Annotated in this window: 20 protein-coding genes and 1 pseudogene; 11 read left to right on the forward strand and 10 right to left on the reverse strand. The window is 61.9% G+C overall.

Annotated elements, in window-relative coordinates:
- Positions 1-6: 6 nt before the first annotated feature.
- From cyoE to hmpA, 7 genes are all read right to left on the reverse strand, one after another.
- Positions 7-894, reverse strand: a complete 888-nt coding sequence (gene cyoE / locus MF4836_RS23965; RefSeq protein ID WP_020297518.1) for a heme o synthase — start codon at positions 892-894, stop codon at positions 7-9.
- Between the two features lie 10 nt (positions 895-904).
- Positions 905-1,240, reverse strand: coding sequence for a cytochrome o ubiquinol oxidase subunit IV (gene cyoD / locus MF4836_RS23970; RefSeq protein WP_020297519.1), 336 nt, complete (start codon positions 1,238-1,240; stop codon positions 905-907).
- Entirely contained in the window at positions 1,240-1,866 is a 627-nt protein-coding gene (locus MF4836_RS23975) for a cytochrome o ubiquinol oxidase subunit III (RefSeq protein ID WP_020297520.1), read from the reverse strand. The genes cyoD and MF4836_RS23975 overlap by 1 nt, the downstream gene beginning before the upstream one ends.
- 3 nt (positions 1,867-1,869) lie before the next feature.
- A complete protein-coding gene (cyoB, locus tag MF4836_RS23980; protein WP_078472380.1) occupies positions 1,870-3,888 on the reverse strand; it encodes a cytochrome o ubiquinol oxidase subunit I in 2,019 nt (672 codons plus the stop codon).
- Between the two features lie 3 nt (positions 3,889-3,891).
- Positions 3,892-4,836 carry a ubiquinol oxidase subunit II gene (gene cyoA, locus MF4836_RS23985; RefSeq protein WP_020297522.1) on the reverse strand — a complete coding sequence of 315 codons (945 nt, stop codon included), beginning with the start codon at positions 4,834-4,836 and terminating at the stop codon, positions 3,892-3,894.
- Positions 4,837-5,617: 781 nt separating this feature from the next.
- On the reverse strand, positions 5,618-6,127 hold the full coding sequence (locus MF4836_RS23995; RefSeq protein WP_078472381.1) for a disulfide bond formation protein B: 510 nt from the start codon (positions 6,125-6,127) through the stop codon (positions 5,618-5,620).
- 474 nt (positions 6,128-6,601) lie between these two features.
- Positions 6,602-7,783, reverse strand: coding sequence for an NO-inducible flavohemoprotein (gene hmpA / locus MF4836_RS24000; RefSeq protein WP_078472382.1), 1,182 nt, complete (start codon positions 7,781-7,783; stop codon positions 6,602-6,604).
- 157 nt (positions 7,784-7,940) lie between these two features.
- Here hmpA and norR point away from each other — a divergent pair, with 157 nt between their 5' ends.
- From norR to MF4836_RS24025, 5 genes are all read left to right on the forward strand, one after another.
- Complete coding sequence (gene norR, locus MF4836_RS24005; RefSeq protein ID WP_078472383.1) at positions 7,941-9,494, forward strand: nitric oxide reductase transcriptional regulator NorR; 1,554 nt, start codon at positions 7,941-7,943, stop codon at positions 9,492-9,494.
- Between the two features lie 130 nt (positions 9,495-9,624).
- Positions 9,625-10,527: a chemotaxis protein CheV gene (locus MF4836_RS24010; protein ID WP_020297526.1), complete on the forward strand. Its 903-nt coding sequence runs from the start codon at positions 9,625-9,627 to the stop codon at positions 10,525-10,527.
- 3 nt (positions 10,528-10,530) lie between these two features.
- Positions 10,531-11,028: a GNAT family N-acetyltransferase gene (locus tag MF4836_RS24015; RefSeq protein WP_078472384.1), complete on the forward strand. Its 498-nt coding sequence runs from the start codon at positions 10,531-10,533 to the stop codon at positions 11,026-11,028.
- A gap of 102 nt (positions 11,029-11,130) precedes the next feature.
- Positions 11,131-11,457 carry a hypothetical protein gene (locus MF4836_RS24020; RefSeq protein ID WP_078472385.1) on the forward strand — a complete coding sequence of 109 codons (327 nt, stop codon included), beginning with the start codon at positions 11,131-11,133 and terminating at the stop codon, positions 11,455-11,457.
- A gap of 96 nt (positions 11,458-11,553) precedes the next feature.
- Positions 11,554-12,303 (forward strand): YkgJ family cysteine cluster protein, encoded by a 750-nt coding sequence (locus tag MF4836_RS24025; protein WP_078472386.1) that lies wholly within the window; start codon positions 11,554-11,556, stop codon positions 12,301-12,303.
- Between the two features lie 22 nt (positions 12,304-12,325).
- On the opposite strand, the gene MF4836_RS24030 is transcribed toward MF4836_RS24025, so the two are convergent.
- From MF4836_RS24030 to MF4836_RS24035, 3 genes and pseudogenes are all read right to left on the reverse strand, one after another.
- A complete protein-coding gene (locus MF4836_RS24030) occupies positions 12,326-13,369 on the reverse strand; it encodes a methyl-accepting chemotaxis protein (protein ID WP_443217391.1) in 1,044 nt (347 codons plus the stop codon).
- Between the two features lie 258 nt (positions 13,370-13,627).
- Positions 13,628-13,909 (reverse strand): annotated as a pseudogene (locus MF4836_RS36200) (PAS domain-containing protein); the annotation flags it as partial.
- A 155-nt stretch (positions 13,910-14,064) separates the two neighbouring features.
- Positions 14,065-14,310: a hypothetical protein gene (locus MF4836_RS24035; protein ID WP_078472388.1), complete on the reverse strand. Its 246-nt coding sequence runs from the start codon at positions 14,308-14,310 to the stop codon at positions 14,065-14,067.
- 216 nt (positions 14,311-14,526) lie between these two features.
- Here MF4836_RS24035 and MF4836_RS24040 point away from each other — a divergent pair, with 216 nt between their 5' ends.
- From MF4836_RS24040 to MF4836_RS24065, 6 genes are all read left to right on the forward strand, one after another.
- A complete protein-coding gene (locus tag MF4836_RS24040; RefSeq protein WP_078472389.1) occupies positions 14,527-15,690 on the forward strand; it encodes an efflux RND transporter periplasmic adaptor subunit in 1,164 nt (387 codons plus the stop codon).
- A complete protein-coding gene (locus MF4836_RS24045; protein WP_078472390.1) occupies positions 15,687-18,782 on the forward strand; it encodes a multidrug efflux RND transporter permease subunit in 3,096 nt (1,031 codons plus the stop codon). The genes MF4836_RS24040 and MF4836_RS24045 overlap by 4 nt, the downstream gene beginning before the upstream one ends.
- A gap of 9 nt (positions 18,783-18,791) precedes the next feature.
- Complete coding sequence (locus MF4836_RS24050) at positions 18,792-19,469, forward strand: heavy metal response regulator transcription factor (protein WP_020297534.1); 678 nt, start codon at positions 18,792-18,794, stop codon at positions 19,467-19,469.
- The gene (locus tag MF4836_RS24055; protein WP_020297535.1) at positions 19,459-20,823 is read left to right on the forward strand and encodes a heavy metal sensor histidine kinase; all 1,365 of its coding nucleotides are present in this window, start codon (positions 19,459-19,461) and stop codon (positions 20,821-20,823) included. Before MF4836_RS24050 ends, MF4836_RS24055 begins: the two co-directional genes overlap by 11 nt.
- Positions 20,824-20,987: 164 nt before the next feature.
- Positions 20,988-21,212, forward strand: a complete 225-nt coding sequence (locus MF4836_RS24060; RefSeq protein WP_078472391.1) for a hypothetical protein — start codon at positions 20,988-20,990, stop codon at positions 21,210-21,212.
- A gap of 193 nt (positions 21,213-21,405) precedes the next feature.
- Positions 21,406-22,725, forward strand: coding sequence for an OprD family porin (locus tag MF4836_RS24065; RefSeq protein WP_078472392.1), 1,320 nt, complete (start codon positions 21,406-21,408; stop codon positions 22,723-22,725).
- Positions 22,726-22,774 lie beyond the last annotated feature (49 nt).

Here is a 22,774-nt window from a genome sequence, read left to right on the forward strand (position 1 = left end):
TGCAGCTTAGGGCGCGTACGTCAGCAGCAACGCAGCGGGCGCTTTAAAGTCCAGGGACATCATCACGCTCAAGGCGGTAATGGTGAAGATCGAGAACACGAACAGCTTGCGTGCCCAGACCGTGTCATCCACCGCCTTGTAGCCGGTCCAGGCCATGTACAACCAGTACATGCCCATGGCCGCGGCCACCGCCAGGTAACTCATGCCGGCATAACCACTGAATGTGAGCATCAGGGTCGCCACCAGGAACGCCAGGATGTAGAGCAGGATGTGCCGCTTGGCCACCAGGATCCCGCGCTTCACCGGCAACACCGGAATCGATGCCGCCAGGTAATCGTTGAAGCGGAAGATCGCGATGGCGTACGAGTGCGGCATCTGCCACAGGCTGAACATCACCAGCAGGGTCAAGGCGGCCATGTCGAAGCTGTTACTGACGGCGACGTAACCGATCACCGGCGGCATGGCTCCCGACAGACTGCCCACCAGCGTGCCGTGAACCGAGCGACGCTTGAGGTACAGGCTGTACAAGCCGACATAGATGACAAAACCGATGACGGCAAACAACGCTGCCAGCGGATTGGCCACCTTGTACAACAACACCACGCCCGCCACACCCAGGACAGTCGCATAGACCAGCGCCAGCTTCAGGGAGATCAAGCCCTGGACCAGCGCGCGGTTCTTGGTGCGTTCCATCTTCAGGTCGATGTCACGGTCGATGCAGTTGTTGAACACGCAACCGGACGCTACCACCAGAGAAGTGCCGATCATGGCCGCCAGGAAGATGGCCAGATCGACATGCCCTTTCGAGGCCAGGAAGAACCCGCCTGCCACAGAAAGCACGTTACCGAAAATGATCCCCGGTTTGGTGATTTGGATAAAGTGCTTGAGCGACATCGGGTCTACCTCACTTCGCCATCATGACGGTGTGGATGCTGAACATGATCCACAAGGACAGACCCACCAGCAGCACGATCACCAGTGCGGCGAAGATAAACGCGACAACGTTGTTGCGCTGGGCTTGCGAACGGTCCAGGTGCAGGAAGTACACCAGGTGCACCAGCACCTGGATCACGGCGAACGCCAGGATGATCCACAGGGTCATGGCTTTTGGCAGCGATGGGTACATCACCAGGCCAAACGGAATGACAGTCAGGATCACCGACAGGATGAAGCCGATGGCGTACGACTTGACGCTGCCATGGCTGGCATCGTGGTTGTCATGGGCATTTGCATTAGCCATTACAGAGTCCCCATCAGGTAAACAACGGTGAACACACAGATCCAGACCACGTCCAGGAAGTGCCAGAACAGGCTCAGGCAGCTCAGACGGGTCTTGTTGGTCGCCGTCAGGCCATGCTTGTGGACCTGGTACATCATGATCGCCATCCAGATCAGGCCGCTGGTCACGTGCAGACCGTGGGTGCCGACCAGGGTGAAGAACCCGGACAGGAAGCCGGAACGGCTAGGGCCGTAGCCTTCGGAGATCAGCAGGTGGAACTCGTTGATCTCCATGCCGATGAAGCCCAGGCCGAACAGGAAGGTCATGGCCAACCAGCCCAGGACCTGCTTCTTGTTGCCCCGGAAGAACGCCAGCATGGCGAAGCCGTAGGTGATCGAACTGAACAGCAGCAGAGCGGTTTCGCCCAGTACGTATGGCAGTTCGAAGATGTCGTGGCCCGACGGGCCACCCGCTACGTTGTTTACCAGTACCGCGTACACCGCAAAGATCGACGCAAACAGAATGCAGTCGGTCATCAGGTAGAGCCAGAAACCGAATACGGTCATCTCGCCCGAGTCGTGGTGATGGTCATCGTGCCCATGTTCATCGACATGAGCGTGTCCAGCATTGGTCACTAAGTTCGACATGGTTTAAGCCTGTTCCAACGAGGTTTCAACACGGTTGGCCGGGATCTTCTTCTCGGCTACCAGGCGAGCGTGCTGCTCGGCTTCGATGCGTTCGATCACATCGACCGGCACCATGTAGCCTTGATCATCACGGGCAGCGTGGATCGCGAAATAGATCACGGTGCCGGCCAGGCTTGCGATCGCCAGCCACCAGATGTGCCAGATCATCGCGAAACCGAACACCGTCAACAGCGCCCCCATGACCACACCGGTAGCGGTGTTGTTAGGCATGTGGATCGGCTGGTAGCGGCTTGCCTGCTCGTAGGCGGTACCGTTTTCCTTGGCCTCGGTGAACGGGTCGATACCGTCAGCCTTGGGCAGTACTGCGAAGTTGTAGAACGGAGGTGGCGACGAGGTCGACCATTCCAGGGTGTGAGCATTCCATGGGTCGCCGGAGACGCACATGTTCTCTTTGCGATCACGGATGCTGACGTAGAGCTGAATCAGCTGGCAGGCGATACCGATCGCGATCATCACCGCACCGACCATGGCGACGTACAGGTACGGCACCCACTCAGGGTTGGTGGTGGCGTTCAGACGACGGGTCATGCCCATGAAGCCCAGTGCATAGAGCGGCATGAAGGCAACGAAGAAGCCCGAGATCCAGAACCAGAATGCTGCCTTGCCCCAACCTTCGTGCAGCTTGAAGCCGAACGCTTTCGGGAAGTAGAAGCTGAAACCGGCGATGTAACCGAATACAGCACCACCGATGATCACGTTGTGGAAGTGAGCGATCACGAACAGGCTGTTGTGCAGTACGAAGTCAGCACCCGGGATGGCCAGCAGTACGCCGGTCATGCCGCCGATGGCGAAGGTCACCATGAAGCCCAGGGTCCACAGAACCTGGCTGGTGATGCGCAGACGGCCGTGGTAGATGGTGAACAGCCAGTTGAATAGCTTCACCCCCGTCGGGATCGAAATCAGCATGGTCGCCAGGCCGAAGAAGGCGTTGACGCTGGCCCCCGAACCCATGGTGAAGAAGTGGTGCAGCCAGACCATGAAGCCCAGGATCGAGATCGCGCCGCTGGCGTAGATCATCGAGTGGTGGCCGAACAGGCGCTTGCCGGAGAACGTCGAGATCACTTCCGAGAACACGCCGAATGCCGGCAGGATCAGGATGTAAACCTCAGGGTGGCCCCAGGCCCAGAACAGGTTGACGTACATCATTGGATTGCCACCAAGTTCATTGGTGAAAATGTGGAAATCCATGTAACGGTCAAGGGTCAGCAGTGCCAGGGTAGCGGTCAGAATCGGGAACGAAGCCACGATCAACACGTTGGCCCAGGTGCAGGTCCAGGTGAAGATCGGCATGTCCATCATCTTCATGCCAGGGGTACGCATTTTCAGCACGGTGGCCAGGAAGTTGACCCCGGTTAGCGTCGTACCCAATCCGGATAGCTGTAGCGCCCAGATGTAGTAGTCCACACCCACGCCCGGGCTATACGCCAGGCCCGACAGTGGCGGATAGGCAACCCAACCGGTCTTGGCGAATTCGCCGACGCCCAGGGACAGGTTGATCAGCACAACACCGGAAACCAGCAGCCAGAAGCTCAGGGAGTTGAGGAACGGGTAGGCAACGTCACGGGCGCCGATCTGCAGCGGCACGACAAGGTTCATCAGGCCGGTGAAGAATGGCATCGCCATGAAGATGATCATGATCACACCGTGGGCGGTGAAGATCTGGTCATAGTGCTCAGGTGGCAGGTAGCCAGGCGAACCCTCGGTGGCCATGGCCAGCTGGGTCCGCATCATGATGGCGTCGGCAAAGCCGCGCAGCAGCATGACCATGGCGACGATGATGTACATCACGCCGATTTTCTTGTGGTCGACCGAGGTCAGCCACTCGGTCCACAGGTAGGTCCACTTCTTGAAGTAGGTGATTGCCGCGAAAAGCGCCAGACCACCGAGCGCGATCATGGCAATGGTCACCATGACAATCGGCTCGTGGAACGGTATCGCGTCCAGACTTAATTTACCAAACATCGTTTACTCCTCTGCCCCGGCAGCTGAATGCGAACTCGCGTCCATCCCTTGCGTACTGGCCACTTCCTTCTCTTTCTTCTCGTGCTTGACCGGCGCGCCTGGTTTCATGCCCTCATACTTGTCGATGATGAGCTGGAACAGGTTCGGGGTGTACGAGGAGTAGAGTTCAACAGGGTTGTTCTGGCTCGGCTTGGAAAGGGCTTCGTATTCAGCTTGTTCAAGCTGTTTAGGTGCCTTTTTGACTTCACTTACCCAGGCGTCGAATTCTTCCTGGGAAGTCGCGATCGCTTTGAATTTCATGCCGGTGAAACCAGCACCGCTGTAGTTGGCGGAGATACCGTCCATTTCAGCGTTCTGGTTGGCAATCAGGTGCAACTTGGTCTGCATGCCGGCCATCGCGTAGATCTGGCCGCCCAGGCCCGGGATGAAGAACGAGTTCATCACGGTGTCGGAAGTCACGCGGAAATTGACCGGGGTGTGCGCCGGGAACACGATCTTGTTGACGGTGGCGATCCCTTGCTCGGGATAGATGAACAGCCACTTCCAATCCATCGCAACCACTTCGATGGTGATCGGCTTGACGTCAGATTCCAGCGGACGATAAGGGTCCAGGGCGTGGGTCGACTTGTAGGTCACATAACCCAGGGCAATGATGATGAGCACCGGAACCAGCCAGACCGCGATTTCGATCTTGGTGGAGTGCGACCACTTCGGCGCGTAGACGGCGTCCTTGTTGGAGGCGCGGTATTTCCAGGCGAAGGCGAAGGTCATGATGATGACCGGCACAACCACCAGCAGCATCAGAATGGTTGCAGTGATGATCAGGTTTCGTTCATCCAGACCAACCTGACCCTTGGGATCGAGCAAGGTCCATTTGCAGCCTCCCAGCATCAACATGCCGAGTAGCGGCAATAAGCCTAGGAATCTGGGGTACCTTTTTTTACTCATCTCACGACCTCTAAAGCAGCTTGCGCAATGCAGTTGGGTTTTGATCGCCAACACTTCACCCTGCCAAGGGTTGGCATTTTTTCTTCAATTGAATAAGGGCCTGCCCATCGCGTTAGACGCTGAACGACAAATCCTGGGCCAGCAGTGAGTTCTTATTCGATTTCGTGGTCAAAGGCCTTGTTACAGACCAATTCCATTTGGTGCGGAAGTTTGGAAGGTGCCGGCACCTGGCGTCGCATGGAGCAATCAAACCGCCCCTCGACCGCACTCGTGTGCTCAGGGATGAGCAGCGCCGGAAATTCAGTGCGGGCGATTGTAGATATGTCAGGAGGCATAAACCATGTCTCATCTCGAAATAATTAATATCGACCGATGCAACAATCGAAGCCGATTATTGCGAAAGCCCGCAATCATATCGATTTTCATTCTCAACAAAAAGCCTCAAAACGGACTCCCCGCAATCCCCGGGTCCCACCTCACAGCCCCCCGCTACCAGGCGCTATCCCTTATGGAATGAGGGTCGGACGCAGTGCATCGATAGCAGGCTATGGTTGTCGTCACGGGTCCTGCCAATACGAATTGACAGATATTTCCCACTCCCGGGACCGCAGTTCATGCTTCCCACCACAAGGCTGAAACGCTCCTCGCCGCACGAGACTGTGACAACATGTCGCACTTTTGCCGCACCGCGGATTGCCTCAAGTCACAGCCCCTGCATCCTTTGCCAGAACCCATGAAAAAGCCCCGGCCCCCAAGCAGGGACCAGGGCTCTTTTACCGCGTCAGCTACGTGCTTTGCGATTGCGCGTGACACCCAGCGGCACCAGCACCACCGTCAGTACAAAAGCCACCAGCGCCCACTGCGCCAGGGACAGGCCCAATATCGGCGGGTACGGGGTGGAACAGAAACCGTCGACCTGAAAACCCAGGGGAAAGATCGCCGCCAGCGGCAGGCTGTCGACGATCGGCTGCAGCACGTCGATGCCGCAGCTGACCGCAGGGTAGAACTGGGTGTAGACGTGGTGCCCGGCGACCGCGACGCCGGCCAGGGCGCAGATCACCACCAGCACTTCAAACAGGGTGATGCTGCGCCGGGTCCGCATGGCCGCGCCAATAAAGGAGAACAAGGCGATCAGCAGCAACGCATAACGCTGCAGGATACACAGCGGGCAAGGCGCCTCGCCCAGTACCACCTGCATGTACAGCGCGCCGCCGATCAGCGCCAGGCAGATAACCCCCAGCAACACCAGAAAGCGTCGTTCACGCCCCAGGCGCAATATGTCGTCACTCATCCCCAATTCCTTTCCTGTGTGTGGCTCGGCGGGCGCCAGCCGGTGTAACAGCCGGGTCGAACCGAGTCGTATGTGATTGTCCATTGGCCGCAGTCCGGCCGCTGTGGAGCTGACAGGCACCGGTGGCCCGGAAGTCTACACGCTGATCATGACCTTTGAATGCATTGAAGCGTTCGCACCAAGGCCTGCGCCCCGGGAGCGATCACTCGCTCGCCGGGGTTGTCGCAACGTGTCCACAGGTGCAAAAAACCAGGTTTCAGGCCAGCAGCTTAGCCGTCAGATCGCCCCAGCCAATGGCCGGGGACCAACAACAGCAAGACGGCCCTGAAAGTAATGACGCGCGAGACCCATGATCAGCCTCGGCTAATTGACGCTCAATAGGTTAAGTACGAATTAACCCTTGAACAAAATTCAACGCCCAGAGGCGAGGGGCAGCAGCGCCAATGGAGCTGCCACGGCCCCGCCCCGGGGGTGTCATTCCAGTGCTGCGGCCGGGCCGAAGAACTCGTAGCGGCTCTGTTGCTCAGGCACGCCCAAGGCCTTGAGGTGGCGCTTGATCGCGGCCATGAAACCCTTGGGCCCAAGGAAATAGGCATCCAGGTCGCGTTGCTGCGGCAACCACTGGCCCAACTGCTCCTGGCTCAACAGCCCCAGTTTGTCCGCCGCCGGGCTGACTCCGTCGTCTTCGGCATAGCAATAGAAGCGCTTGAGCTGCGGATGACGCGCGGCCAACTCATCGACCCACTCACGAAAGGCGTGCACCCCGCCATTGCGCGCGCAGTGGATAAAGTGCACCGGGCGTTCGGTGGCCAGCGCCGCTTCCAGCATCGGCAGGGTCGGGGTGATCCCCACGCCGCCACTGATCAGCACCAGGGGTTTGGCGCTGGCGGCCAGGGTGAATTCACCCGATGGCGGGAACAGTTGAATGCGGGCGCCGACCTGGAACTGGTCATGCAGGTAGTTCGAGGCCCGGCCGCCGGCTTCACGCTTGACGCTGATCCGGTAGTGCCCGGCGTCGGACAGAGCCGACAGCGAGTAGTTGCGACGAATTTCTTCGCCCTCCAGGAACAGCTGCACGCCAATGTATTGCCCCGGCTCGGCGGCCAGAATCGCCCCGCCGTCCGCCGGCTCGAAGTAGAACGAGGTGATTTCCGCGCTCTCCTCCACGCGCCTGGCCAGGATGAAGTCCCGCGCCCCGCGCCAGCCACCCGGAGCGGCGGCTTTCTGGTCGTAGATTGCCGCCTCGGCCCCGATCAGGATGTCCGCCAACTGGGTATAGGCCGCGCCCCAGGCAGCGAGCACCTCTGGCGTGGCGATGTCACTGCCGAGCACTTCGTGAATGGCGCGCAACAGGCAGCTGCCGACAATCGGGTAGTGCTCCGGCAGAATCTGCAGCGCCACATGTTTGTTGATGATTTTGGCCACCAGGTCGCCCAACTGATCCAGTTGATCGATGTGGCGGGCATACATCAGCACGCCGTTGGCCAGGGCCCGGGGCTGGTCGCCGCTGGCCTGGTGCGCCTGGTTGAACAAGGCGCGAACTTGCGGGTATTCGGCGAGCATCATCCGGTAAAAGTGAGTGATCAAGGCTTCGCCACCGCTTTCCAGCAGGGGCACGGTGGCTTTGATAAGGGTACGATCTTGCACGCTGAGCATAAGGGCAACTCCTGAGCTTTTTTAATGACTAGCTGGTTACCCTATGCAGATCAGTTTTCATGCCAATAATAAAAGTCTTAAAAATCAATAAATTGAGATACTTATAGTCATATAGACACGCAACGCTTTATAGTCATTAAGACCACATGGAGTCACTATGACTGCAAAATCCCTGCTCACTGCCCTGCTGCCCCTGGTGGCCGACCTGTCTCGCGAATTGCCCGAGGGCGAGCGCTACCGGCGCCTGCTCGAAGCCATGCGCGCCCTGCTGCCTTGCGACGCGGCCGCGCTGTTGCGCCTGGACGGCGATTGGCTGGTGCCCCTGGCGGTGGATGGCCTGAGCACCGACACCCTGGGCCGGCGCTTCAAAGTCAGCGAACACCCGCGCTTCGCTGCCCTGCTCAGCAGCCCGGGGCCGACCCGGTTTGCCAGCGACAGCGAGCTGCCGGACCCTTACGACGGCCTGGTCGAAGGCCTAGACGAACACCTGGAAGTGCACGACTGCATGGGCTGCCCGCTGTTTATCGACGAGCGCCCGTGGGGTCTACTGACCCTGGACGCCCTCGACCCGCAACGCTTCCAGCCGGTCGAACTGGACGCCCTGCAAGCCTTCGCCAGCCTCGCTGCGGCCACGGTGAACGCCGCCGAACGCATCGAACGCCTGGCCCTGCGCCTGGAAGATGAACATCAGCGCGCGGAAGTCTATCGCCAGGCCAGCGGCCAGAACCGCGAGATGATCGGCCAGAGCAAGGCCCACAAGCGCCTGCTGGAAGAAATCAACCTGGTGGGCGGCAGTGACCTGACGGTGCTGATTACCGGCGAAACCGGCGTCGGCAAGGAACTGGTGGCCCAGGCGATCCACGCCGCCTCGCCCCGGGCCGACAAACCGATCATCAGCCTCAATTGCGCCGCCCTGCCCGAAACCCTGGTGGAAAGCGAGCTGTTTGGCCACGTGCGCGGCGCCTTCACCGGCGCCACCCAGGATCGGCGCGGCAAGTTTGAGCTGGCCAATGGCGGCACGTTGTTTCTCGATGAGGTCGGCGAGCTGTCGCTGACGGTCCAGGCCAAGCTGCTGCGGGTGCTGCAGAGCGGACAATTGCAACGCCTGGGCTCGGACCGGGAACATCAGGTAGACGTGCGCCTGATCGCCGCCACCAACCGCGACCTCGCCGAAGAAGTGCGCAGCGGCCGCTACCGCGCCGACTTCTACCATCGCCTGAGCGTGTACCCCTTGCAGGTCCCGGCCTTGCGCGATCGCGGGCGGGATGTATTGCTGCTCAGCGGCTACTTCCTGGAGCAGAACCGCTCGCGCATGGGCCTCGGCAGCTTGCGCCTGACCAGCGCCGCCCAGGCCGCGCTGTTGGCTTACCAATGGCCGGGCAACGTGCGCGAACTGGAGCACCTGATCGGTCGCAGCGCCCTGAAAGCCCTGGGCAGTCGGGGTGAGCGACCGAAGATTCTCAGCCTGGACGCCGTCGACCTCGACCTGCCCGACGTCTCCACCCCATCGGCATCGCCGCTGCCGACAGGCACCCTGGCGGCCGGGCCGGGCGCGACCGGCGACTTGCGCCTGGCGACCGAAAACTACCAGCGCCAGCTGATCACCGAGTGCCTTGAGCGTCACCGGCACAACTGGGCGAGCGCCGCTCGTGAGCTAGGCTTGGACAGGGCCAACCTGGGGCGCATGGCCAAGCGCCTGGGGCTGAAATAACCGGGTCTCGGCTACGGCGGTCGGTAAAGCCGTAATCGGGTTAAAGCCAGCCCTGAACGCGTCGATAACCCGTTACCGATAGCTGTTCGTGGCTCTAACCGCGACACCACCTTTTCTACAGAAGGTTTTTATGTCTTCCAACAAAGCCCGCGCAGACTCACTTTCGCTCCTGCTGTTTACCTTGCGCAGCGGCAAGCTGATGGCAATCAACCTGCTTAAAGTCAGTGAAATCATCCCCTGCCCGCCGCTGACCAAGCTGCCGGAGTCGCACCCCCACGTCAAAGGCATCGCCACCTTGCGCGGCGCTTCGTTGTCGGTGATCGACCTGAGCCGGGCCATCGGCGAGCGGCCGCTGGAAGACCCGGACGGCGGCTGCCTGATCGTCACCGACGTCAGCCGCTCGAAACAGGGCCTGCACGTGCAGGCAGTGAGCAAAATCGTGCACTGCCTGACCACTGATATCCGTCCGCCCCCTTATGGCTCGGGCGGTATCAAGTCCTACATCACCGGGGTGACCCAGGTCGACGGGACCCTGGTCCAGGTGCTGGATATCGAAAAGGTGATCCACGGCATCGCCCCGGCGCAGATCGAAATGGCCCCGACCGAGCTGAGCATGGAAGACGCCGAAGTGCTGGGTAACGCACGAATTCTGGTGGTCGACGATAGCCAGGTGGCCCTGCAGCAATCGGTGCACACCTTGCGCAACCTCGGCCTGCAATGCCACACCGCGCGCAGCGCCAAGGAAGCCATCGACTGCCTGCTGGACCTGCAAGGCACGGCGCAGCAGATCAACCTGATCGTCTCCGACATCGAGATGTCGGAGATGGACGGCTACGCCTTCACCCGCACCCTGCGCGAAACCCCGGACTTCTCCCACCTCTACGTGCTGCTGCACACCTCGCTGGACAGCGCGATGAACAGCGAAAAAGCCCGACTGGCCGGGGCCAATGCGGTATTGACCAAGTTTTCCTCGCCGGAGCTGACCCGCTGCCTGATCGAAGCGGCGAAGACGGTCGCCGCCCAGGGCGCCTGAGCCTTGGCGAGCGGACATTGCCTGTTGTTGCGGCGTGACCTGGGCACGCCGCTGCCCGCCGCGAGCTGGCCGGCCACCATTCGCCTCGGCCCGTATCAGGCACACCTGGCGGCCGGGGTGTATCAACTGATGCAAGAGGGGTACGCCGACGGCGGCGATCTGCCCGAGCTCGACACCTGGCGCAGGCACTTTGAAACCGATGCCGAATATGACCCGGCGCTGTGCTTCATCGCCCACGACGCCGAGGGCCTGGTCGGCGTGGCCCAGTGCTGGACCAGCGCCTACATCAAGGACCTGGTGGTGCACCCCCGCGCCCGGGGCCAGGGCATTGGCCGGGCCTTGCTGTTGCATGCATTCGAGGTGTTTCGCCAGCGCCGCGAGGGTTTCGTCGACCTCAAGGTGCGCGAAGACAACCTGCTGGCCCGCGAGCTGTATGCCAGCGTCGGCATGACCCTGGTCCGCCGCGAACCGCTGCCCACTGCGCTACCCGCCCTGCCCTAGTCGCTGGCCGGCGCCGGGCAGGGGCCATCACTTGGCCGCGATTTTCATCGGCGCCGCCTCAGGCATACTCCGGGGAACCGCCAACCCAGGGAGCCCCCCGGCATGAAAACCATCACCTTGAGCGCTATCCTCCTGACCGCCCTCGCCGCCCAGGCCCACGCCTCCAGCAGCGAGGCCTGGGCCGCCCTGGACAAGGCCGTGGTCGCCAGCTGCACCCAGGCCAGCGGGCTGAAAAAACCGAAAGCGGTCGGCACTGCCGCGCAATTCGATGACCGGGTGGGCTATGTCGCCTTACTCCTTCAAGGCCAGTACCCGCAACCGCACATGAAGGGCCAAACCGGCACCGAGCTGTGCCTGTACGACAAGCAGCACAAAACTGCCTACGTCACCGAGTGGGACTCGATCCGCCCCGCCCTGCCGCGTAAATGAATGGCGCATAACTTGCTTCATGACTGGCTTTACGGTGTCCACCGCGCCCTTTCCTGGCGGGCACCCGGGCCGATCAACCATGGCTTTTTTCGCACAATGAATACATCGTTTTCCTGCGTCGGCTGCGGCAAGTGCTGCACCGACCATCACGTGCCCCTGACCCTCGCCGAAGCCCGCCAATGGGCGGCTGACGGCGGTCAGGTGATTGTTCTGGTGGAGGGGTTTCTCGGCAACGGCCTGGGCCTTCCCGCCCCGCAACGCGAGCATGCGCAACGGCGTTCCTGCGTGGTCCGCAGCGGCACTGCCGAAGCCTATGTGGCCATCACCTTCGCTGCCTACAACGTCGGCCCGTGCCGGAATCTTGACGAAGACCAGCTGTGCCGCATCTACCAGCGCCGGCCGCTGGTGTGCCGTATTTACCCGATGGAGATCAACCCCCATATCCCGCTGCAGCCCCAAGCCAAGGAATGCCCGCCTGAATCCTGGGAACAAGGGCCGGCGCTGATCGTCGGTGGCGAACTGGTGGACCAGGAGCTGATTGAGCTGATCCGCCGCTCACGCCAGGCCGACCGTGACGATATCCGCAGCAAGGAAGCGATTTGCGCGCTGTTGGGAATTCGCACCACCGCGCTCAAGGGCGATGGTTTCACCGCCTACCTGCCGGAAATGGCGGCCCTGGCCCAAGCGATCGACCAGGTCCAGGCCCGGCCCCTGGCGGCGGCCGGCACAGCGTGGCTATTCCATGTCTCGGGCGACGACATCGCCGGCCAGGTGCAGGCCGCCGGGGCGCAGGTGGCGACCGAGGCGCCGCTCAACTACGCGTTTATTTCCCTGCGGGCGGCGTAACTGCCCACCCGGCAGACACCGGCTAGCTGCGCTTGTGCCAGAACTCATGGGCCAGCTGTTGCAGGTCCCCGGCCAGCGCCGCCACATCCCCGGAGTTGATATGGCTCTGCTGGCCGGCGCTGACTGTGGCATCACAGGCATTGCGGATGCCGCTGATATTACGGTTGATGTCTTCGCTGACCGCGCTTTGCTCTTCCACCGCCGCCGCGATCTGCAGGCTCATCTCGGTAATCTGATTGACCCGCTGGCTGATGCCGTCCAGGGCCACGGCGGCGCGCTGGGTCTGTTCGACACTGTTCTGCGCATGCTCGCTGCTCTGCAACATCACCTGCACCGCATCCCGGGCACCGTTTTGCAGGGTGCTGATCATGCGCTGGATTTCATTGGTCGAATCCTGGGTGCGCTGGGCAAGGCCGCGCACCTCATCGGCCACCACGGCAAAACCGCGCCCCTGTTCACCGGCCCGGGCCGCTTCGATGGCCGCATTCAGGGCCAGCAGGTTGGTTTGCTCGGCGATGCTGCGGATCACGTCCAGCACCCCGGATATGTCGCTGCTGTGGTTTTCCAACTGGTGAATCACCTCGGTGGCCCGCACCAGTTCGCTGGCCAGGAGCAGTACCGCGCTGCGGCTTTCGCCCACCAGGTGATGGCCGGCACGGGTTTCGCCCTCTGCCTGATCCGCGGCCTGGGACGCCTGCTGGGCATGATTGGCGACCTCGGCGACGCTGGCGGCCATCTGATGGATCGCCGCCGCCACCTGGTCGGTTTCCGCCTGTTGTTCCAGGGTGCTGCTGTGGCTGCTGTGCAAATGCTCCACCAACTCGGCCGCATGCCCGGCCAGCCGCTGGGACGCATCGCCGATCCGCCCGACCACCGCACCGACCTGGGCTTCCAGCATGTGCAGGGCGAACCCGATCTGGCCGAAGGCATCACTGCGACCGGTGTAGATGCCTTGGCTCAAGGGGTTATCGGCAATCTGCCGGGCACGGGCGCTCAGTTGATCCAGGGGTTTGAGCAGCAGGCAGATACCCAGGGCACTCAGGCCGCAGCCCGTCGCCACGGCCATGCCGTGAGACCATACGGAAGGCGGCATAAGAACGGTCGAGGCAAGGAAGCTGGCCATAAATGCGCCACTGACCAGGGCCCAGAGCTTGAGCTTGACCCCCAGCGCCGGCAGCCGTCGCCATAACGGTGAACGCGGGCTGCGCAGTTGGGCATAGGCCGCTTCGGCGGCATCGATTTGCCGAACCGTGGGCTTGGTGCGCACCGACTGGTATTCAACCGCCTGACCGTCGCGGGTCACCGGGGTGACGTAGGCGCTGACCCAATAGTGATCGCCGTTCTTGCAGCGGTTCTTCACCAGGCCCATCCATGAACGACCGGCCTTGAGGGTTTGCCACATATGGGCGAACGCCGCAGACGGCATGTCCGGGTGACGCATCAGGTTATGGGGCGAGCCCAACAATTCGTCTCGATCGTAGCCGCTGATTTCGATGAAATCAGGGTTGGCGTAAGTGATGGCGCTCGTCAGATCGGTGGTCGACAGGATGTTAACATCAGGGGCGAAGTCCACATTTCGCCCGGTAACTGGAAGGTTGATCTTCATGGAGAGCGCGCTCGGATTGTTGGGATAGAGTCGGCAGGGCTGCTGACTCTAAGCGCACTGATCCCACAAATACTGATCCAGCTCACGTTTGTATCATTTAGCCATCATTGCCGCTAAGAAGCGCAAATATGACCAACTCGGCAGGCATCGCGCGATCAGCGCTTGCCCATCGAGCGACGGGTGCCGGGAGGCGCTGCACCGGGAGTCTTGGTGTGGCCATTGGTAGCGCCGCCCTTGTACCAGGGCTGATTGGCATTTTTGGCCTGGGCAAACTCGGAAGGCTTGAACGGAAACTTGAACGCGGCGATCGCCGGTTTGTCTTCGGTGTCAACGGTGGTTGGCTCGACAACCTGGTCGTCGCTCACAGCGTCGGACACAGGCGGTTGTGTAGGGGAATTCATGGAAGCTCCGGAGAGGTGAAATGGCCGGGGACAGGCCACAGACGGCGGCAGTATACCTGTGCGTCTCAGATCTTTAACCTGACAAGGCACGAATGGTCAGCCATTACTGACAGCGCTGTCAGTTAGCCGTCACCTTGCTGACTGGGTTGGCCGGCTATAAGTGAGGCACTGATACTGGCCCCTCCTCCCGATCCCATTGCCCCGGCGCTCTATCCCATGCGGAAACCCAAAAGAACAGTCGTGATCCTAGGCGTCGTTGTCGTACTGGTTGCCGGTGGGCTGTGGCTGCTGAACAAGCCGGCCGCCCACAAACTGGCGGCCCCCACCGCGATCCCGGTGCGGGTCGTCGAAGTGGTGCAAAAGGACGTACCGCGTCACACCAGCGGTATCGGCTCGGTGCTGTCGCTGCACAGCGTGGTGATCCGGCCCCAGGTCGACGGCATCCTGACCAGGCTCCTGGTCAAGGAAGGGCAACTGGTCAAGGCCGGCGACCTGCTGGCGACCATCGACGACCGCTCGATCCGCGCCAGCCTCGACCAGGCCCGGGCGCAACTGGCGGAAAACCAGGCGCAGTTGCAGGTGGCCCAGATCAATCTCAAGCGCTACAAATTGCTGACGGTGGATGACGGGATTTCGAAACAGACCTATGACCAGCAGCAAGCCCTGGTCAACCAGCTCAAAGCCACTGCCCAGGGCAATCAGGCCGCCATCGACGCCGCCCAGGTCCAGCTTTCCTACACCCAGATACGCTCCCCGGTCACCGGCCGCGTGGGTATTCGCACCGTGGATGAAGGTAACTTCCTCCGCATGAGCGATACCCAGGGTCTGTTCTCAGTGACCCAAATCGACCCGATTGCCGTGGAGTTTTCGCTGCCACAGCAAATGCTGCCGACCCTGCAGGGCCTGATCAAGGCCCAGGACCCGGCGGCGGTCAAAGTCTTTATCGGCGCCGACAGCACCAGCGGCGACCTGCTGGGCGAAGGCCACCTGACCCTGATCGACAACCAGATCAACGCCAACACCGGCACCCTGCGGGCCAAGGCCGAGTTCGCCAATGACCAGCAGAAGCTTTGGCCCGGGCAACTGGTGACGATCCAGATCCAGACCGCCCTCGACAAAAATGCCCTGACCGTACCGCCCACGGTGGTGCAGCGCGGCCTCGACCAGCACTTCGTGTACCGGGTACAGGGCGACAAGGTGGAAGTGGTGCCGGTGCAGATGCTCTATCAGGACAGTGGCCTGAACATCATCCAGGGCGTGCAGGCCGGGGATGTGCTGGTCAGCGACGGCCAATCCCGGCTCAAGCCGGGCTCCCAGGTGCAGGTGCTCGGCGATCCGCCCCAGGTGGTGCAAGCCGCTGACGCGGAGCTCAAGCCATGAAGGGCCACGGTTCGGTCTCAGCCTGGTGCGTCGACCATCCGGTCGCCACCGTCCTGCTGACCTTCGCCCTGGTGCTGGTGGGCTTGATCGCCTTTCCGCGCCTGCCCATCGCGCCGCTGCCGGAAGCCGAGTTCCCGACTATCCAGGTCTCGGCCACCCTGCCCGGCGCCAGCCCCGACACCATGGCCTCGTCGGTGGCCACGCCCCTGGAAGTGCAGTTCAGCGCCATCCCCGGCATGACCCAGATGACCTCGAGCAGCGCCCTGGGCTCATCCCTGCTGACCTTGCAGTTCACCCTGAATAAAAGCATCGACACCGCGGCCCAGGAAGTTCAGGCGGCGATCAACACCGCTGCCGGCAAACTGCCCAAGGACATGCCGACCCTGCCGACCTGGAAGAAGGTCAACCCCGCCGACAGCCCGGTGCTGATCCTCAGCATCAGCTCGACCCAGATGCCCGGCACCGAACTCAGCGATTACGCGGAAACCCTGCTGGCACGTCAGATCAGCCAGATCGACGGTGTCGGGCAAATCAACATCACCGGGCAGCAACGGCCGGCGATCCGGGTCCAGGCTTCAGCCGACAAGCTGGCAGCCATTGGCCTGACCCTGGCCGATATCCGCCTGGCGATCCAGCAAACCAGCCTCAACCTGGCCAAGGGTGCGTTGTACGGCGAATCGAGTATTTCCACGCTGTCGACCAACGACCAGTTGTTCCACCCCGAGGAGTACAGCCAGCTCATTGTTTCCTACAAGGATGGCGCGCCGGTGCACCTCAAGGATGTGGCGCGGGTGGTCAGTGGCCCCGAGGACGCCTATATCCAGGCCTGGTCCGGCGACCAACCGGGGGTCAACCTGGTAATTTCGCGCCAGCCGGGGGCCAATATCGTCGAGACCGTGGACCGGATTCAGGCCGCCCTGCCGGGTCTTGAAGCCATGCTTCCGGCGTCGGTCCAGGTCAAGGTGCTGATCGACCGCACCCAGACCATTCGCGCCTCCCTGCACGAAGTGGAGATCACCCTGCTGATCGCGGTGCTGCTGGTGGTCGCGGTGATGGCGCTGTTCCTGCGCCAATGGTCGGCGACCCTGATTGTCTCGGCCGTGCTGGGGGTGTCGCTGATCGCCAGTTTTGCCCTGATGTACCTGCTGGGGTTCAGCCTGAACAACCTGACCCTGGTGGCGATCGTGGTGGCCGTGGGCTTTGTGGTGGACGACGCCATCGTGGTGGTGGAGAACATCCACCGCCACCTGGAAGCCGGCGACGGCATGCGCGAAGCGGCGATCAAGGGCGCCGGCGAGATCGGCTTTACCGTGGTTTCCATCAGCTTCTCGCTGGTGGCGGCGTTTATTCCGCTGCTGTTCATGGGGGGCGTGGTCGGGCGCCTGTTCAAGGAATTCGCCCTGACGGCCACCAGCACCATCATGATTTCGGTGGTGGTGTCCCTGACCCTGGCCCCCACTCTCGCGGCCCTGTTCATGCGCGCCCCGGTGCATGAGGCACACGCCAAGCCGGGGTTCGGCGAACGCCTGCTGGCCCTTTATGAACGCGGCCTGCGCCGGGCCCTGGCCCACCAGAAGCTGATGCTGGGGATTTTCGCCCTGACCCTGGCCATGGCCGTGGTCGGCTACATCTTCATTCCCAAGGGCTTCTTCCCGGTGCAGGACACCGGTTTCGTCCTCGGCACCACCGAAGCCGCTGCGGATATCTCCTACCCCGACATGGTGAAAAAACATCAGGCACTGGCCGAGATCGTGGCGGCTGACCCGGCAGTAGCGGCCTTCTCTCATTCGGTCGGGGTCTCGGGCAGCAACCAGACCATCGCCAACGGCCGGTTCTGGATCGCCCTGAAAAAACGCAGCGAGCGCGACGTGTCCGCCAGCGCCTTTATCGACCGGATCCGTCCGCAGCTGATGAAAATCCCCGGGGTCGTGCTCTACCTGCGCGCCGGCCAGGACATCAACCTCAGCTCCGGCCCGAGCCGCGCCCAGTACCAATACGTACTCAAGAGCAACGACGGCCCGACATTGAGCACCTGGACCCAGCGCCTGACGGAAAAACTGCGCAGCAACCCGGCCTTCCGCGATATTTCCAACGACCTGCAGCTGGGCGGCAGCATTACCCATATCAATATCGATCGGGTCGCCGCCGCCCGCTTCGGCCTGACCGCCAGCGATGTCGACGAGGCCCTGTACGATGCCTTCGGCCAACGGCAGATCAACGAGTTCCAGACCGAGATCAACCAGTACAACGTGATCCTCGAACTCGACACCCGCCAGCGCGGCAAAGCCGAAAGCCTCTACTACTTCTACCTGCGCTCGCCCCTGAGCGGGGAGATGGTGCCGCTCTCGGCCCTGGCACGCTTCGATGCACCGACCATCGGCCCGCTGTCGATCGCCCATGACGGCATGTTCCCGGCCGCCAACCTGTCGTTCAACCTGGCCCCTGGCGTGGCCCTGGGCGATGCGGTGATCCTGCTCAACCAGGCCAAGACCGAGATCGGCATGCCGGCGGCCATCAGCGGCAACTTCCAGGGCGCGGCCCAGGCCTTCCAGAGTTCCCTGGCCAGCCAGCCCTGGTTGATCCTGGCGGCGCTGGTGGCGGTGTACATCATTCTCGGGGTGCTCTACGAGAGCTTCGTGCACCCGCTGACCATCATCTCGACCCTGCCCTCTGCCGGCCTGGGGGCGCTGATGATGCTCTGGCTGCTGGGCCAGGACTTTTCGATCATGGCCCTGATCGGGCTGGTGCTGCTGATCGGCATCGTCAAGAAAAACGGCATCCTGATGATCGACTTCGCCCTGGACGCCCAACGCCGTGGCGGCCTGCCCCCTGAAGAGGCGATCTACCAGGCCTGTATCACCCGGTTCCGGCCGATCATCATGACGACCCTGGCCGCCCTGCTCGGCGCCCTGCCGCTGATGCTCGGCTACGGCACCGGCGCCGAGCTGCGCCAGCCACTGGGGATTGCCGTGGTCGGCGGGCTGCTGGTGAGCCAGGCGCTGACCCTGTTCACCACTCCGGTCATATACTTGTGGCTCGAGCGGCTCTTCCATCGGCCCAAACCAGCCCCGGTGCTGGCGACCACTACCTGAGGCGGGGTCATGCGCGTTCTGATTATCGAAGATGAAGAAAAAACCGCGGATTACCTGCACCGCGGCCTGACGGAACAGGGTTACACCGTGGACCTGGCACGCGATGGCGTCGAAGGCCTGCACCTGGCCCTGGAAAGCGATTACGCGGTGATCGTGCTCGACGTGATGCTGCCGGGCCTCGACGGCTTCGGCGTATTGCGCGCCCTGCGCGCGCGCAAGCAGACCCCGGTGATCATGCTCACCGCCCGCGAGCGGGTCGAAGACCGGATCAAGGGCCTGCGCGACGGCGCCGACGATTACCTCGGCAAGCCGTTTTCCTTCCTCGAACTGGTGGCCCGCCTGCAGGCGCTGACACGTCGCAGCGGCGGCCATGAGCCGGTGCAGGTCAGCATCGCCGACCTGTGGATCGACCTGATCAGCCGCAAGGCCAGCCGCGCCGGAACCCGCCTCGACCTGACCGCCAAGGAGTTCTCGCTGCTCAGCGTACTGGCCCGGCGCCAGGGCGAGATCCTGTCGAAAACCGCGATTGCGGAAATGGTCTGGGACATCAATTTCGACAGCGATGCCAACGTGGTCGAAGTCGCGATCAAACGCCTGCGGGCCAAGCTCGACGGGCCTTTCGAGGAGAAACTGCTGCACACCATCCGCGGCATGGGTTACGTGCTGGAGAGCCGCGGTGTCCAGTAACAGCATCGCTCTGCGCCTGAGCGGCATGTTCACCCTGGTGGCGTTGCTGGTGTTCGTGCTGATCGGTGGCGCGCTGTACCAGCAGGTGGACAAGGGCTTGGGCCTGTTGCCCGAGGCCGAACTGGATGCGCGCTACAGCGTGCTGGAGTCGGCGCTGACGCGCTATGGCACCCCCGAGCACTGGGCCAAGATCAACGCCAAGCTCAAGCTGCTCAGCGAAGAAGACAAGCGCATTCGATTCTGGGTGGTCAGCGGTGACGCCCACTACGAGTACGGCGACCCGGATGCACAGGTCCGCGAACTGGCCCTGGGGCCCCTGGGCATGCGCGACCTGAATCTGGCCGAGCACCCATACCCGCTGAAAGTGCTGGTCAGCCAGTTACCGGCCAAGGATCAGCGTCCGCCCCTGCGCTTTCTGATCGCCATCGACACCGAGACCTTTTACCAAACCCAGCACCAACTGCTGATGGCCCTGATCAGCCTGGCCATTGTCGGCGTGTTGCTGGCGTCGGCATTGGGTTACTGGGTGGCGCGGATCGGCCTCAAGCCGTTGATCAAACTGTCCCAGGAGGCCCAGCGCCTGGCCCCGCCACGGCTGACCGGACGCTTGCAACTGTCACCACTGCCGCCGGAGTTGAGCCAGTTCGTCAACTCCTTCAACTCGACCCTGGAACGGGTCGAGCAAGCCTATTCAAGGCTTGAGTCGTTCAATGCCGACGTGGCCCACGAACTGCGCTCGCCCCTGACCAACCTGATCGGCCAGACCCAGGTGGCCCTGACCCGGGGACGTTCGGCAGAGCATTATTTCGAGGTCCTGCAATCGAACCTGGAAGAGCTCGAGCGGTTGCGCTCGATCATCAACGACATGCTGTTCCTGGCCAGCGCCGACCAGGGCAGCAAGGCCACCAAACTCACCGCCACCTCCCTGGCCAGCGAAGTGGCGACCACCCTCGACTACCTGGATTTCATCCTCGAAGACGCCCAGGTCAAGGTCGAAGTCAGCGGCGACGCCCTGGTCTCGATCGAAATCGCCCACCTGCGTCGCGCCTTGATCAACCTGCTGAGCAACGCCGTACAGCACACCGCCCCCGGCCAGATGATCCAGGTGCGGATCGAGGTTCAGGAACACCAGGTGGCGATCGCCGTCAGCAACCCTGGCCAGGGCATTGCCAACGAACACCTGCCGCGCCTGTTCGAGCGGTTCTATCGGGTCGACGCCTCGCGCAGCAACAGCGGCGCCAACCATGGCCTGGGGCTGGCCATCGTCAAGGCCATCGCCCTGATGCATGGCGGCGATGTGTTCGTGCGCAGTAACGCGGGCATCAATACCTTTGGCATTTACCTGCCGGTCTAAGCCCCCCGCCCCAGGGGCCGACGCCGCTGCCTTTACAGATAAACCACAGCCACTGTTGTTTTTTCGGTAACAGTCCTTATCCTGTTCAGCTCTTTTTCCGAGCGCCTCAGCCCTATATTTTTGTCGCACCGAATTTGACTTGCTCTGCAAGAAGGTCTTCAGAAATGTCCAACGTCATGGGTATTGCCAGCGCATTTGTTTTGTCTTCCCTGTTCGTCGCCCCACTGGCGATGGCCGAAGAGTCCCAGGCATTCGCCGCGCGCAACGCGGCACGTGCAGAGGCCTTCCAGGAAGCGCAAGTGGCCCTGGCCGCCCAGCAGAAAAACGCCGAACAAGCCCAGAAAGTAACGGCCGAGCACAGCCAGGCCGACTCGCAGAAAGACAGCTGATCCGCATTACCGACTCGTTTCCCTCGACAATTTCTCCGCTTGTAACCCCGGAGTGAGTTGTCTTAAAGCCGCTGCCTTCAGCGGCTTTTTTTTGCCATCAGAATGCGCCCATGGAGGGCGTATTCCACAGAACAAGCAGCACCGAATCCACAATAAAAAATGACCGTTATCCACCTCAAGGAGCTCCATCCCGATGCAGACACCCTTCATTTTTACCCCGCTATTCATTGCATTGGCTGCAACGATCTGCAGCCAGGCCCAAGCCGCCGAAGCGCCGCCGGCCGAAGGCTTTGTCGAGGGCTCAAGCCTCAAGCTCAACGCTCGCAACTACTACATGAACCGCAATCGGCATCAGCAAAACGATGACAACATCGAATGGGGCCAAGGTTTCCTGGGGATTTTCGAATCCGGCTATACCCAGGGCACCGTCGGTTTCGGCATCGATGCCAATGCCATGCTCGGGTTGAAACTCGACGGCGGTGGCGGCACGGACGGCTCGAGCATCCTGCCCATCAGCGATGGCAACGGCAAAGCGCCGGGGTCGTTCTCGACGGCGGGGGCGACCTTGAAAATGCGCGCCTTCGACACCGAACTCAAAGCCGGTGACCTGTTCCTGAATAACCCGGTGATCGCCGGCGGCCAGAGCCGGATGCTGCCGCAGACCTTTCGTGGCGTGAGCCTGAGCAATCACAGTTTCGACGGTTGGCTGATCGAAGGGGGCCAGGCCAGCTTTACCAAGCCTTACAACCAGAGCGGGCACAAACGCATCGGCACGTCCTATGGTTCGCTGCGCGATGGTGATGAATCCTTGCACCTGAACTGGATCGGCACCGCCTGGAGCGGCGTTCCAGGCCTGACCAGCAGCCTCTACGCCTCCGAGCTCAAGGACATCTGGAACCAGTACTACTACGACCTGGACTACACCTACGCGGTGAATGAGCTGGTCAGCCTCAACCCGGGCCTGCACGTCTACCACACCCAGGACACCGGCCAGGCGCTGCTGGGCTCCATCGACAACAACACCTACAGCCTGCACTTCACCGTCGGCGTGGGTAACCACAGCGTTACGGCGGCCTACCAGCGGGTCAACGGCAACACGCCGTTCGACTACATCAGCCAGGGCGACAGCATCTACCTGGATAACTCGCAGCAGTATTCGGACTTCAACGGCCCCAACGAACGTTCGTGGAAGCTCAAGTACGCCTATGACTTTGTCGGCCTGGGCCTGCCGGGCCTGACGTCGGCGGTGTCCTATTCCCGGGGTGAGCTGGACCTGACCAAGGCTGATCCCGAGAGCCGCGGCTATGCCAGCTGGTACAGCGCCGATGGCAAGCACGCCAAACACTGGGAACGCGATATCGACCTCAAGTACGTGGTGCAAAGCGGCTCGGCCAAGGACCTGGCGCTGCGCCTGCAATGGGCGACCAACCGCGGCGGCAACGGGTATGGCGAGCTGGATAACGACACCGATGAGTACCGGGTGATCGTCGACTACCCGCTAAATATCTTCTGAACACCTAAAAAACCGGAGGCCAGCGTCATTGCTGGCCTTTTTTTTGCGT

Source organism: Pseudomonas sp. MF4836 (assembly GCF_002018875.1).
Classification (GTDB): domain Bacteria; phylum Pseudomonadota; class Gammaproteobacteria; order Pseudomonadales; family Pseudomonadaceae; genus Aquipseudomonas.